Source organism: Roseibium sp., from assembly GCF_965229775.1.
Lineage (GTDB): Bacteria > Pseudomonadota > Alphaproteobacteria > Rhizobiales > Stappiaceae > Roseibium.
In genome coordinates this window covers 395,916-408,679 of sequence record NZ_OZ245929.1, presented here as the reverse complement: position 1 = coordinate 408,679, position 12,764 = coordinate 395,916, and the positions used below count along the sequence as shown (strand labels likewise).

The following is a 12,764-nucleotide window of genomic DNA, read 5'->3' as shown; positions in this document are numbered from 1 at the left end:
AGGTTGCAATCTGAGTCGTAAAATCAAATATTATTTCTAATTTCAAATTACTTTCTGAATAATAATCAAATTATTTCAGAAGTAAATTCAATAAAAATTTCCTAAAACTAATTAAATACATAAAAAAACAGTAATTTTACTATGCTGCGCCGCATTATTGTCATAAACTGACGCAAATTTCTGATACTGTACTTGGTGATCGAGTGTGGGCCTTTTTGGAAAAAATGCCCGTAATGTGTGAAATTTGGGGGCTCTAATGACAGTCGTAGCCACGCAAGAGGCATTTCCAGTTGAGAAACCGGCAATCGAGGAAAGGCTCCTCAAGGATCTGACCCTGATGGTGGTCGGCGTCGGACGGCAAGAGTTGCCAAACGCGCTTTTGGGTGCGGTGCAAACGGTCTGGTTCGAGGGCATCTCGGATGGCCAGGTCCTGTTCTCCGATCAGAACGGCGCGGTGTTCCAGGTGATCGAGGCGCCGACCATGGCGTTCGCCGTTCTGGCCGAGCCGGGCACCTCATCGGATGTCGACAGTCTCTTCAAATGGCTTCAGAGGCAGGGTGTCGTTCAGCTGCCCTCGGTCGTCAGCTGGAGCCGGGGCCAGGAAAATGAAGCGATTTCATCGATCCTTGCGCTGGTCACGGAGCATGTGAAATCGGCGGCCAGACGGCTCGTCCTGTCGAACCGGGAGCTGAGAACGCTCCGGAGCATGAATGACGACCTTCAGAACAGGTTCGCAGCGATCGAATCCTTCCTGAACAGGAACGGCCTGCAACCCCTCGATCTTGTCTTCAGCAACGAACCCGCCGAGAACCCGCTCAACGCAAACGTGCTTGCAAGCGCGTCCCAGGACGGGATCAGCCAGATCCTGCCTGTCCCGAGTTCCGGGGTCAGCGGCGTCTCGGTGCATGTGGATCAGCTCGGCCTGCGCCAGGATCTCAAACTGCGGGCGCAACTGGTCACGCTCGAAGACCTGCGCATTGTCGACAGCTGGCAGATTTCCAGCGGCGATCTGGCCAGCGGATGGAACATTTTCGGACTTTCGAAGTCGACCGCCGGTCTTAACAGGACGCTGGAGTTCAGGCTTCAGATCGAAGAAGCGGACGAGGACACCCCGCGTCTTTCGCTCGGCAGCCTGCAGCCGATCGAAATGTTCCAGGTGCGGGACGCCTCCAACGGCATGCCGGTTCTGAAAAACAGTCTGGCGCTGCAGGTCTGGGGCGGCATTCCCGGCGTCTCCATGCCGTCGTCCGCCAACTACATTCCCGCTCAGTCCCAGCAGCTCTCGCAGGGCGAAGGCTTCCGGGACCTGCCGATTGCCCCAGGCATCCTGGAACATGCGAGCCTTGCAAATTCCGACGAAGTCACATTCGATTTCGAGGCGATCATGCCGCTGCCCGCGGAACGGGCGATCGGCTGTCATCCGCCCGCCGAAGGCATGACGATCGGTGAGCTTCCCGCAGCGTGTCCGCCTCAGATCATCCGCATGTCGGCGAAGGCCTTCATCGACAACAGCAGGGCTGCCGACATCGATTTCGCGATCGCCGTGGCCGGCAACCTTGATGCGGCGCGCGCTCTTTTCCGCGAGGAAAGGGAGCAAACGGTGGGTGAGGCCTACTCGGGCTGGAAAACCGTTTCGTTCGGCGAAAGCGCTCATTTGAGCGCCTTTGCCAGCGAACAGGTCGGCGCCTGGCAGAACGTTTATTTCGCCACACGGATGAGCGAACAGGGCAGCAATGATTTCGCATGGGCGAAATTCACGAATTTCCGCGCAGTCGTGAGCGGATAACCGGATGTTGCGTCAAACGGTAAAAGAACAGGATCATCCGAATGTGCGGTATGCACAGTTCGGTGGGTCCGAAAAACCCTCTGCGACAATCGCGATTCTGATCCCGGTCTACAAGCATTCGGTGCTCTTGACGGAGGCGGTGGATTCGGCCCTGTGCCAGGAGGCGCCCTTCAACATCGCGGTGGTGATCGTCGATGACGGCTGCCCCTATCCCGAGACGGCGCAGGTCGGTCAGGCCTACGCGCTGGCGCATGAGAATGTCTACTATCTGCGAAAGCCGAATGGCGGCCTGAGTTCAGCACGAAACTACGGCATCGATTTTGCGCTTCGCACCTTCAGCGACCTTGAGGCGGTCTACTTCCTGGACGCTGACAATCGCATCACCCCGACGGCCATGCGGGTCCTTCTGGACTACATGCGGGCAAACAAGGGGATAGACTGGATCTATCCGAATATCGACAAGTTCGGGATCGAATGGAACGGCAACTACACCGCCCAGTATTCCAGGCTCCTGCACGTCGTTTTCGACAATATCTGCGAAGCCGGCAGCCTTGTTTCCCGGAACATCCTGGATGCCGGCGTGCGGTTCGACGAAACCATGAAATCAGGCTTCGAGGACTGGGAGTTCTGGCTGCAGGCGATTTCGCTTGGCTTCAAGGGCGCCAATCACCCGTTTTTCGGTTTTGAATACCGCCAACGCGCCGAAAGCATGCTTCGCGATTCCAACAGGACGCGGGAGAGCATTCTCGGATACATCAGAACCAAGCACAAAAAGCTGTTCTCCGCCGACACGCTTCTGCGCTGGGAACACGAGGAAACACCTCGCTTTGTGTCCTTCGGGACGGATTCCTTTCTTGTCGAAATGTTCACCGACCCGGTTGTCGAGCACGACAGGCGCGGGTTCGAGGAATTCGTCAAGATGTTCTGGGCCGCACGCACGGAGCCGGAGACGTTCGGCGTTCCGCCTTTCTGGCTCTGGATGTCACCGGCGCATCGCGATGCCCTCAACGGATTCGGGCTGCTGCACAACGTGTTGTGGCTCGGAGAACGCCTGTCGCAGTCGCACAACTTCGTCGCCATCCGGTTCGAAAGCGACAAGGACAGGCTGGGCGTGGAAGTCGCAACGCTCGGGGAGGGCCGGGAACTCACGAAACGGCCACTCGGCTGGATGTGTTCGCTCGGAATCGTGCAGCAATGCGTCGAAGACAAGTCGGACGACTGGGTGCGCACCCTCAGAAAGACCCAACCGTCTCCGAAGATTGCCGAGATCGTCGTCCGGGGTCCGTTCTCCGCCGACGATATTCAGGGAACGGCGCTGTCCGCGACGAACTCTCTTCTGGCAACGCTCGGTGCGCTGCGGGATTCCGGCTACCGGAACGGTCCGAACAAGAGATGGATCTGGAGATCCGCCTATTTCCCGGACCGAAGCAAGTATCACGAGTTGCTGCGGCACTCGCTCGGCGCCTCGCCCCTGATGCCGCGCCTGACCACCGAGGACGGGCCGCTGCGTGTCGGCCTGCTGTTGCCGATCGCCACTTTCGGCGGCGTCGAAAAGGTCGCCTACGCAGCCGCCCACGTTCTGAAGAAAGCGGGATGCGAAGTGCATCTGTTCGTGTTCGGGCAACCGGTCTACCACCGGATACCGGATAATGACGGTCTGTTCGACAGCATCAATTTTCTGGCCGACGACTACCCGCTTTGGGGCGGTCCGAACATGTTCTCCGGACACGATATCCTGATGGGACACGACGAGAATGCCAAAGCCCGGGAAATCATCGGTTTCCTGTCCGGCCTCGACGTCGTCGTCAACAATCAGCTGGCACCTGCCAATGCCGTCTTCGGCGAACTGCGGCGCCGCGGTGTGAAGATCGTCAACTACATTCACGTGCTCGATTCCTCGGAGATGGGCCGTGCGGCGGGGCATCCGTACCTGGCGCTTGCCTATGAGCATATCTACGACAGCGTCCTGACCTGCTCGCGCGACATGGCCGAATGGCTGCACGGAATGGGCGTGCCGAGCGCGAAGCTGCTGCACATTCCAAACGCTGCAGGCTACCCGCTTTCGAGCGAAGACGTGGCGCGGCTGACGTCTGCCAGAACCCAGGTTCATGAAGGCCCGCTCAAGGCGCTCTTCCTGGGACGACTGGATCGTCAGAAGGGAATTGAACGCATCTACGCAGCCGCCCGCACGCTGAAGAGACGCGGTGTCGCGATCGATTGGCGGATCGTCGGATCCGATGTCATGGACAGCGGCGCGGGTGGTTCGTGGAGACAACGGTTTGCCGATGTGGGCATTCGCGTTGAACCTCCGGTCTACGACAGCCGTCTTCTCAGCAAGCTGCTTGCCTGGGCGGATGTCTTCGTACTCCCGTCCCGCTGGGAAGGAGCTCCTCTGACCATCATCGAGGCGCAGCGTCTCGGCTGTGTGCCGATTGCCACCAATGTCGGTGCCGTATCGGAGCTGATCGATCACAAGAAGGACGGGATCCTGTTGCGGTCGACCGATGACGGCGTGGTCACGCATGACCTGACGGTCGCTCTGGAAGCCATTGCCAAGTCTCCGCAGGTGCTGAACGGGCTTTCGGCGCGTGCCGCTCAGCGGGCGGCCGACCGGAACTGGGACAAGAGCCTGCAGCCATTCCTGAGGCAGCTGCACACCTGGTTCCCGGAACGCTTTCAAAGCATCCGGCGCACAAAGGTCGCCTTGCCGCAGTCCGAGACGACAAGCGAGACAACTGACGTCCGGAAAGACGGTGGCGATGACGCCGTATGGCAAAACTCAGTCCGTCAATCCTCCGCGCAATAACTGAAGGGCGCATTTGGCCCGAACACTGGAAGGTGCAGATCGCATGAAAAAGCTCTTCGTTTTAAATGGCGGCGCAGCCGTCAAGCCAGGCAACAAATCGGCATTCCTGAAAATCGATGATCCGCTTTCGGCCTTTGCGCGCGGCGGCATCAACACGGGCGACGTGCTCGTTTACGACGCCATGCTCAAGGCGCTCGCCTATGACCAGATCAAGAACCTTCAGTTCGCTCATGCGGGCGACGAGAAACTCTGGCCGAAGGAGGACTACGACGCGACCGTGATCCGGGGTTCCAATTACCTCACCGAAACGGTCGATATCGGCAATGTCGTCCCCCTGTTGAAGAAACTCAAGGGGCCGATCGTACCGATCGGCGTCGGTGCACAGGCCGCGAAATACAAGAAGCTGGAACTGCCGAAAGGTAGCGTGGAAGCCTGGAAAATCATCGCCGACAAATGCGAGACGATCGGCGTGCGCGGCGTCTACAGCGCCGAGGTCTTCAACGACATCGGCATCAAGAATATCAGGATCATCGGCTGCCCGAGTTTCTACAGGAACCTGCGTCCCTCGATCGAAATCAAACCGATCGACCCTGCCAATGCACGTGTCGGACTGACGCTCAACAGGTATCTGTCGGCGGATTATGCATCGAACGCGACCAAGACGAACCGGATGCAACGCGCCCTGATCCAGGCCGTCGCCAAGCGGTCCGAAAACCGTCTCTACTCGCAGGGCGAGCGCGAGGAAACGCTTGCCATCTTCGAGCAGGGCGAGGCCAAGCAGAAACACATCCGCTCCATCCTGGAAAAATACAGCCTTCAGGGTGACAAGGATGTGGAGACGCTCGTCAGCGATCGCATGCAGGCCTTTTTCGACGTCGATGAATGGGCGGCCGATGCGAAGAAGAATGTCGACGTCCTCGTCGGTTTCAGGCTGCACGGCAACGTCATCGGACTTCACCAGGGTATCCCGGCAGTCTTCTTCACCTACGATTCCCGGATCCGGGAACTCTCGACGCTGTTCGCCATTCCCTCGGTCGAAGTCGAAGACTACATGCCGATCAATCTGGAGAACATTTTCGAGAAGGCAGACTTCTCGAAGGTGCAGCACGTCTACCGGCTGAACTATGCGGAGTATCACCGCTTCCTGACGGAAAACGGCCTGAACCACGTGCTGGTCCAACCTGTTGCCGCGCCGCCGAAAAAGGCGCTCGAAAAACCCAATCTGGTGCAGACGGACCAGAACCTGGGCGAAGTGACGGAGTGGTTCCAGGACGAAGTCGGCTACATGACGGGAGAGATCCAGACCTTGCGCGACAGGGCCTGGAAACTGGAACTCGCGCTTCGCGAAGTCAGAACTCCCGAGCCCAAGGCGAAGCTGGCGAGCTGACAATGAGGATGGCCGAAGCGCGGGAGCTCCATGTTCCGGATCGCCGCCGCTTTCTGAAAGCGGCGGCGGGCGGCGTCGCGGCGCTGACCGCTCCGGCCCTGCCCAGAGCGGCGGTCGCGTTCTCCGGTGGCCCGTTGCCCGCGCCGCTTGCGCGGGCCGGGGGCGACTGGCAGCTCACGTTCGAGGATGAGTTCGATGATCCTGTCGCGTTTCAATCGACGTGGGAGTCCCTGAAGCGCGGCGGTCACAAGCACCTGACCATGCGCTATCCGCGCAACGTCCTGGTCGAGGACGGCGAGCTCGATCTGGAACTGGGCCATCAGAACGATCCGAAACGGCCGTTCACCGGCGGATACATCCGGACGCGTTCCTTCCGCCAAACCTACGGCTATTTCGAATGCGAGATGCGCATTGCGAGCGAAGCGGGGGTCAACAATGCGTTCTGGATGGTGTCCGACAGGTCCAAGCAGGGCGACACGCAGTTCGAGCTCGACATAGCCGAGGTCAAGTACCCGAACATCGTTCAGGTTTCCGCGCGGCGCTGGAAACCGGAAAAGATCGTCCTGGCGGCAACCTATCGTACGGAGGCGCAGCTGGATCAGTCATTCCATCGCTATGCGATGCTCTGGACCAAAGACGAATTCCGTTTCTTCGTCGACGACGTCGATGTCTTCGACGTTGAAAACAGGTTTGCCCATACGCCTGCCATGCTGCTGTTCAGCAACGCCGTGGCTCCGTTTGCCGGTAAGAACGACGGTGATGTCGAAGGTGCCGCCACGACGATCCGGAACGTGCGCGTCTACCAGGATTTCGCTGCGTAGCAGCTCGAATTCACTTGCGAAGGCGGGATGCCGCAGCGAAGTTCTCCACTTCGCTGCGATCAATTGCAGTGCCCGTCTTTCAGCTTGCGGGTGTCTCGTATCCGCGCGGGTTCTTGCAGACCCAGTTCCACGTGTCGCGGCACATGGCGTCGAGATCGCGTTCCGCCTTCCAGTCGAGCACCTTTTCAGCCAGCTCCGTGTTGGCGTAGCACTCCGCGACATCGCCATCGCGGCGGGGGGCGAACGTATATCGTATTTCCTTGTTTGAGGCGCGCTCGAACGCGCGCACCATCTCCAACACGCTGTAGCCGTTGCCGGTGCCGAGGTTGACGGCAAAACAGTTCGACGGCGCGGCACCGGACGCCAGGACTTCATGCGCGCGCAGATGTCCCTCGACAAGGTCGGTCACGTGGATGTAGTCGCGCACGCCCGTGCCATCTCGCGTGTCGTAGTCGTTGCCGAACACGGACAGCTGCTCGCGTCGGCCGTCTGCGACCTGGGTGATGAACGGCATGAGGTTGTTCGGAATACCAAGCGGGTTTTCACCGATCTGGCCGCTGAGATGTGCACCGACCGGATTGAAATAGCGCAGGATACCGAAGCGCCAGGCCGGATCGCTGGCGGCGACATCTCCAAGCATTTCCTCGATCATGAGCTTGGTGCGGCCATACGGGTTGACGGCGCTTGTGGGGTGATCCTCCGTCAACGGTAGAAACTGTGGCTCGCCATAGACCGTCGCGGATGAGGAGAAAATCAGCTGCTTAACACCGGCATTCGCCATCGCCGAAAGCAGCCGGTGGGTACCGACCACATTGTTTTCGTAATACGCCAGCGGCATCTTGGTGGACTCGCCGACCGCCTTGAGACCGGCAAAGTGAACCACGGCGTTGCACTTGTGTTTCTCAAGTATTTCTTCAAGTTTAGCCTGATCGCGAATGTCGGCGATCTCGCAGGGGACCTTGCGGCCCGTGATCGCTTCGATCCGCTGCAGGCTTACATCGCTGGCATTTGACAAATTATCAACAACGACAATGTCGTAACCGGCCTCAAGAAACGCGACGCAGCAGTGCGAACCAATGTAGCCGGCGCCGCCGGTGATGAGTACTGTCATATGACCCCCGTATCGTCACTGAATCAGTTATATACCCTAAAACTGATGAAAGTTTTTTAAAATCGATCCTTTGTCTAAAATGTGGCGATTAAATATTTAAATGCTTCAATTTTATACTTAATTTCATCGTTTTAATCTGTGTGTTTGATTGCCGCAGTTCGACATGGTTGTTCTGTTCGCTGTTTCGGAGACCAGGCAGCTTTGACCGCGAAAAATCATGGCGCAAGAGCGAAGCATCACTCCTTTGCGGCCCTGTCGCGACCGGTGGTGAACGCATTGCTGATCGCTGCGACCGCCTCCTGAGGCGTTGAGCGCGCGTGAATGACATACCAGTCGAAGCGGATCTGGTCCGCGCCAAATTCGGCGACATCAAGCCGTGCCGGAAAGGCGGAGTTCTCGACGCAGACACTGGGCAGAATGGACGCCCCCATACCCTGCGATACCATCTGGCAAATCAGTTCGGTGGATTCGATCTTGACCGCTTTGCCGGGAAAGGACTTGCCGCGTTCGAAAAACAGATCGTATTCCCAGCCCGGTTCCGGCCTCAGACCATAGGTCAGGAAGGTCTTTCCGGAAAAGTGCAGGGGCGTGACCGCTTCGCCCATGCGCGGGCCTTCGCCTTTCGGGAAGACGGCAACAAGCCTGTCCCGCGCAACCTGTGTGCGCGGGAGGTCGGGCAGCGCGGGCACACCGGGTAGAAAGGCGAGATCGGCGTCTCCACTTGCTACGGCTGCAACCAACTGGTCGTTCGGCACCTTTTCCAGCTGCACCGAGATCTCTGGCAGGGCCTGCTGGCACATGTCGATCAGGCGGATTGTGAGATTTGCCGGATCGAAGTGGCTCAGGACGAGGGTCAGCTGACGGGCATTCCGCTTGCCTTGCCAGATTGCATCGCTTTCAGCCTGGCGCAGCACGGGCAGGGTTGCGTGCCCGGCCGTCGCGACCGTCCGTCCGGCATCGGTCAGTTCCAGGCTGCGTCCGTTCTTGCGCGCCAGCGTCACGCCAAGGCGCCTTTCCGCCTCGCGCAGCCTCTGCGTCGCCGCAGACTGGGTGATCCCCAGGAAGGCCGCTGCCGAGGACAGCGTTTCCCGATCCTTGAGTGCGCAGAGGAGGGACCAGTGGGCGATATCCAATAATTGCATAAGCAACTCTAATGTATTTGACTTGAAAACCCATTTTACGCGCCGGTTTCCCGCTGTCATTCATTTTCAGGTCTGATTTTTGAAGGGAGGCGCAAATGAAGCATGACAACGACACGGCAGCGCTTGCCGCGCTGGCCTGCGTCGACCTGGACGAATGGCCAATCCATGAACCCGACGCGGCGGAGTACGCGCTCAAGGTCGCCCGTGTGCGCAAGGATCTCAAGGCGGTTGGATGTGCGCGGATCGAAGGTTTCATCCGTGAAGCGTGCCGTCCGGCCCTTGCTGCGGAGGTGAACGGTGTTGCCCCGAGCGCCCACTTTTCGACCTCTTCGATCAATCCCTATTTCACGCCGGACGATCCCGCTCTGCCGGAAAGCCATCCGCGGCGGCGTTATGCGGAAAACACCAACGGCTTCGTCGCCATGGACCGGTTTCCGGCAAACGGCCTGAGCCTGTCGCTCTATAGAAGCCCGGCTTTCCAGCGGTTCATCGCCGACTGCCTGGAAGAGGAGACACTGTTCACCTTCGACGATCCGCTCGCCGGTGTTGTTGTCAATGTCATGAAGGAGGGCCAGCAGCTCGCCTGGCACTACGACACCAACGAATTCATTGTCAGTCTGCTGACGCGGAAACCGCATGAGGGCGGCGCGTTCGAGTATGTGCCTGACCTCCGTCAGCCGGGCGACGAGTGTTACGACGACGTCGAACAGGTGCTGGACGGCCGGTCGGACCGTGTGCGCAGGTTGTCGCTCGAACTGGGCGACCTGCAGATCTTCAAGGGCCGGTTTTCCCTGCACCGCGTCGTGAAGGGGAAGGGCGAACGCCATACCGTGATTTTCGGGTATGCAAAGGAACCCGGCTTCATCGGCCGGGTCGAGCGGACCCGGAAAGTCCACAATCGCGTCACGCAGGCGCATATCGACGCGGAGAAGAATGCGCGCAACGACGGGCTTGCGGATTGACGCCGGTTGCTGCCATTTGCGCCCGTGCCGGCAACGGCTCCGGATGAAGGGTTTTCGCGCCTCAAAACGACTGCTGCCGGAAGCGGTTTCCCGGTTCCGGCAGATCAGTCGTGCGATTGCTTCGTTTGTGGTTACGGATTGACGACGACATAGACCGTCGTTCCGTCCTGCGTCACGGCCTGATAGGTGACACCGCCGCAATTGTAGTAACCGTTGTAGGGTGTGCAGCCGGAGATGTTGTGGCGGCGGTTCACCCGGCGGGATGTTCTGCGAGCCGTCCGGCGTGCAGCGTTCTGGGACGCGGTCTGCGCGCTTGCTTCTCCGACCTTGAACGAGAGGGAACCGGTGGATTGCGGGGTGGGAAGATCCACGTTTCCGACATAGCCGATGGAGAAGGCTGCAGCGGCGAGTGTGAGTGCTTTGGCGTTCATTTCAATTTTCCCTTGAGCGTGGTGCCGCGCCTTCGTCTCTTTTCGGGCTGCGGCGGATTGATATCTGGTTTCGTGTTGCTTTGGTGAGGTTCGGGCTCAGTTGTTTTCGTAGGCGTTTTCCGCTGCCTCATGACGGCGGTTCACGCGTCTGGACGTGCGGCGCGAGGTCCTGCGGGCGGCGTTCTGCGACGCGGTCTGTGCGTTGGCTTCGCTCATCTGAAGCGTGAGCGGTCCACCCGTGGCGAAAGAGTTCACGTTGACTTCGCTGACGTAACCGATCGAGAAGGCGATCGCTGCGAGGGTGAGTGCTTTCAGTTTCATATTCCTGCTCCTTGGCTGTTCAACCGCCCCCCAAAAGGGCAGTTCGTTTGTTGACAAGCCGAATATGGTTGAAGGAACAGGGCGCTTCTTTAGGCGTCTGGCCACGTGTTTATTCGTTCTGGCCAAAGTGTGTGCCGTCGCAAAAAATGCCGGTACCTCGCGGGGGTGCAGAATTTAAGAGAGAAGAAAAAATTTAATTTTTCAGATGTTTGATGTGTGTTCATGATGCGCGATTTGCCGGAAGACGTGATGCCGGCAGTGCAAACGAACAAAGGCTCCCGGCAGACACCGGGAGCCTTTGTTCGTTTCTGAGGCGGTTGGCGGGGATCAGTGACCGGAGCCAGCGAGACCGATACCGGACGCCAGGCCGAGCCAGGCCCTGATGCGCAAACCGACTGCCTTGATAATGCCAAGGGCCTCGATCACGTGCGCCGTCACGGTGCCTTCGAGCGGGCCCTCCAGGTGCGTGGTGTAGGTCTGGACGAGACAGCCGCTGCCCGGGACGAGAAGGTCCTGGTGTTCCGGGTGGACGAGATCGAGATGCGCCACGATCTGTCCGCGCTTGACGCGTTCTGCCGGTTCCATCAGTCGGTTGGTCGGTGCCATCTGGCCGGACGCGATTGGTTCCTGGATCCGGGTGATGCGGGCGGGCAGAACCGTGTTGGTCATGGCGATATTGAAGTTGCTTTCGCAGGCGATTTCCGCAGCCATGCCTTCGTAAAGCTCGGTGCGGGACACCTGCGAGAAACCGGCAACGATCCGTGCTTTTTCCTTCGGCGTGCGGTCCGGGACGATCATCATCGCCGGGCTGATGGCAGCCTGCGCCGCCCGGGCCCCGACGCTCAGGGTCAGCTGTTCGACGGTTCCGTCGACGAAGCTGTGCACGCGGGTCTTGGCCAGTTCCACTTCGGCCTGCTTCAGCGACGCCCTTGCGCTTTCCAGCTGTGCCGGCAGAATGTTGTTCGCCTGGATTTTCGCCGTGGCCAGTTTGCTTTCGGCTGCATCGACTTCAGCCCTGCGGGTGTCGCGTTGCGATGTCGCCCGCTCCATCTGGCTGTGCTGATAAGCTGCGGATCCCCGTGCCTGAAGCTCGAGGTGATCAGCGAGGGTCAATTCGGCCTGCTTGAGCGCGGATTGTGCCGCGGCAAGCGAGGCTTCTGCTGTCTCGGCGTCCATATGCGCTGCCACGATTGCAGCTTCCACTTCCTCGACCTGCCGGCGGCCGACTTCCACTTTTGCGCGTTCCGAGCTGTTTTCAATTGAAAAGAGCGCGTCTCCGACTTTTACGTGATCACCACCTTTCACAAAGACCTCGGTAACCGTGCCGCCTGCCTCGGCGACCACCGGAACCGTGCGGTAGGGAACCAGGCCGGTATAAGATTTGGGGTAGTAGTAGAATACCGCAAAGAAAACGATCAGGGCCAGGACGAACCACAGGAACAGAGCCCGGTGGACGTTATAGAGCGTGACGGGCATGCCGCGCCAGCGAAGATACATGACCCGCAAAACGAACGGGAATGAGGTGACAAGGATCTCGATCATTTCGCGGTCTCCTGTTCCACCGCTTCCAACTCTTCGGGACGCCACCACAGCATGAAGTCCCGGGCGATCGCGGTCATGATGAGGGCTGCGGGAAGCAGGATGCTGAAATGGCTGAGCGCCGGCATGATTTCGTAGGCAAGGGCGACCGTCAGCATCGTCGGGATGGTCGTGCGCAGCGGTGTGCCCTTGGCGCGATGCTCCGCATAGTGATCGAACTGCGAATAAAGGTGTATCAGCAGAAAGATTGCGAGCAGGAAGACGATCAGTCCCACCCAGGTGTACGTGTCGGTTTCTCCCGGCGGCACCCACCATCTGGGTTCACCACTGGCGGCAGCGGCCGATGTTGTCATTGCGCCGAGAGCAAGAAGCGCCGGCAATGCGAGCTTTTTCACGATATGTGTCCTTTGCTTTTTCGGTAAAAAGCCACCCCCCAAGGGCAGCATGTTCCGTTCACG

11 protein-coding genes are annotated in these 12,764 nt (G+C 59.1%); 5 read left to right on the top strand and 6 right to left on the bottom strand.

Annotated elements, in window-relative coordinates; all coding sequences use genetic code 11:
* The first annotated feature begins 256 nt into the window (after positions 1 to 256).
* Genes ACO07N_RS01770 through ACO07N_RS01755 form a run of 4 tightly spaced genes read left to right on the top strand, consistent with a single transcriptional unit; the run spans position 257 to position 6,800 of the window.
* Complete coding sequence (locus ACO07N_RS01770; RefSeq protein WP_421979373.1) at positions 257 to 1,786, top strand: DUF6212 domain-containing protein; 1,530 nt, start codon at positions 257 to 259, stop codon at positions 1,784 to 1,786.
* A 4-nt stretch (positions 1,787 to 1,790) separates the two neighbouring features.
* On the top strand, positions 1,791 to 4,592 hold the full coding sequence (locus tag ACO07N_RS01765; RefSeq protein ID WP_421979372.1) for a glycosyltransferase: 2,802 nt from the start codon (positions 1,791 to 1,793) through the stop codon (positions 4,590 to 4,592).
* 43 nt (positions 4,593 to 4,635) lie between these two features.
* A complete protein-coding gene (locus tag ACO07N_RS01760) occupies positions 4,636 to 5,979 on the top strand; it encodes a polysaccharide pyruvyl transferase family protein (protein ID WP_421979371.1) in 1,344 nt (447 codons plus the stop codon).
* Between the two features lie 2 nt (positions 5,980 to 5,981).
* Positions 5,982 to 6,800 (top strand): glycoside hydrolase family 16 protein, encoded by an 819-nt coding sequence (locus ACO07N_RS01755; protein ID WP_421979370.1) that lies wholly within the window; start codon positions 5,982 to 5,984, stop codon positions 6,798 to 6,800.
* A gap of 79 nt (positions 6,801 to 6,879) precedes the next feature.
* Here ACO07N_RS01755 and galE read toward each other — a convergent pair whose 3' ends face one another.
* On the bottom strand, positions 6,880 to 7,911 hold the full coding sequence (galE, locus tag ACO07N_RS01750; protein ID WP_421979369.1) for a UDP-glucose 4-epimerase GalE: 1,032 nt from the start codon (positions 7,909 to 7,911) through the stop codon (positions 6,880 to 6,882).
* A 236-nt stretch (positions 7,912 to 8,147) separates the two neighbouring features.
* The gene (locus ACO07N_RS01745; protein WP_421979368.1) at positions 8,148 to 9,053 is read right to left on the bottom strand and encodes a LysR family transcriptional regulator; all 906 of its coding nucleotides are present in this window, start codon (positions 9,051 to 9,053) and stop codon (positions 8,148 to 8,150) included.
* Positions 9,054 to 9,148: 95 nt separating this feature from the next.
* Here ACO07N_RS01745 and ACO07N_RS01740 point away from each other — a divergent pair, with 95 nt between their 5' ends.
* Positions 9,149 to 10,015 (top strand): HalD/BesD family halogenase, encoded by an 867-nt coding sequence (locus ACO07N_RS01740; RefSeq protein ID WP_421979367.1) that lies wholly within the window; start codon positions 9,149 to 9,151, stop codon positions 10,013 to 10,015.
* Positions 10,016 to 10,146: 131 nt separating this feature from the next.
* On the opposite strand, the gene ACO07N_RS01735 is transcribed toward ACO07N_RS01740, so the two are convergent.
* From ACO07N_RS01735 to ACO07N_RS01720, 4 genes are all read right to left on the bottom strand, one after another.
* Positions 10,147 to 10,446, bottom strand: a complete 300-nt coding sequence (locus ACO07N_RS01735; RefSeq protein WP_421979366.1) for a hypothetical protein — start codon at positions 10,444 to 10,446, stop codon at positions 10,147 to 10,149.
* A gap of 96 nt (positions 10,447 to 10,542) precedes the next feature.
* The gene (locus tag ACO07N_RS01730; RefSeq protein WP_421979365.1) at positions 10,543 to 10,767 is read right to left on the bottom strand and encodes a hypothetical protein; all 225 of its coding nucleotides are present in this window, start codon (positions 10,765 to 10,767) and stop codon (positions 10,543 to 10,545) included.
* A gap of 327 nt (positions 10,768 to 11,094) precedes the next feature.
* Positions 11,095 to 12,309, bottom strand: coding sequence for an HlyD family secretion protein (locus ACO07N_RS01725; RefSeq protein WP_421979364.1), 1,215 nt, complete (start codon positions 12,307 to 12,309; stop codon positions 11,095 to 11,097).
* Positions 12,306 to 12,701: a hypothetical protein gene (locus tag ACO07N_RS01720; RefSeq protein ID WP_421979363.1), complete on the bottom strand. Its 396-nt coding sequence runs from the start codon at positions 12,699 to 12,701 to the stop codon at positions 12,306 to 12,308. The genes ACO07N_RS01725 and ACO07N_RS01720 overlap by 4 nt, the downstream gene beginning before the upstream one ends.
* Between the last annotated feature and the right edge of the window lie 63 nt (positions 12,702 to 12,764).

Excerpts from the sequence above, each read along its gene's own strand:
- ACO07N_RS01770 (WP_421979373.1), top strand. The coding sequence starts at position 257 with ATGACAGTCGTAGCCACGCAAGAGGCATTTCCAGTTGAGAAACCGGCA.
- ACO07N_RS01765 (WP_421979372.1), top strand. The coding sequence starts at position 1,791 with ATGTTGCGTCAAACGGTAAAAGAACAGGATCATCCGAATGTGCGGTAT.
- ACO07N_RS01760 (WP_421979371.1), top strand. The coding sequence starts at position 4,636 with ATGAAAAAGCTCTTCGTTTTAAATGGCGGCGCAGCCGTCAAGCCAGGC.
- ACO07N_RS01755 (WP_421979370.1), top strand. The coding sequence starts at position 5,982 with ATGAGGATGGCCGAAGCGCGGGAGCTCCATGTTCCGGATCGCCGCCGC.
- galE (WP_421979369.1), bottom strand. The coding sequence starts at position 7,911 with ATGACAGTACTCATCACCGGCGGCGCCGGCTACATTGGTTCGCACTGC.
- ACO07N_RS01745 (WP_421979368.1), bottom strand. The coding sequence starts at position 9,053 with ATGCAATTATTGGATATCGCCCACTGGTCCCTCCTCTGCGCACTCAAG.
- ACO07N_RS01740 (WP_421979367.1), top strand. The coding sequence starts at position 9,149 with ATGAAGCATGACAACGACACGGCAGCGCTTGCCGCGCTGGCCTGCGTC.
- ACO07N_RS01735 (WP_421979366.1), bottom strand. The coding sequence starts at position 10,446 with ATGAACGCCAAAGCACTCACACTCGCCGCTGCAGCCTTCTCCATCGGC.
- ACO07N_RS01730 (WP_421979365.1), bottom strand. The coding sequence starts at position 10,767 with ATGAAACTGAAAGCACTCACCCTCGCAGCGATCGCCTTCTCGATCGGT.
- ACO07N_RS01725 (WP_421979364.1), bottom strand. The coding sequence starts at position 12,309 with ATGATCGAGATCCTTGTCACCTCATTCCCGTTCGTTTTGCGGGTCATG.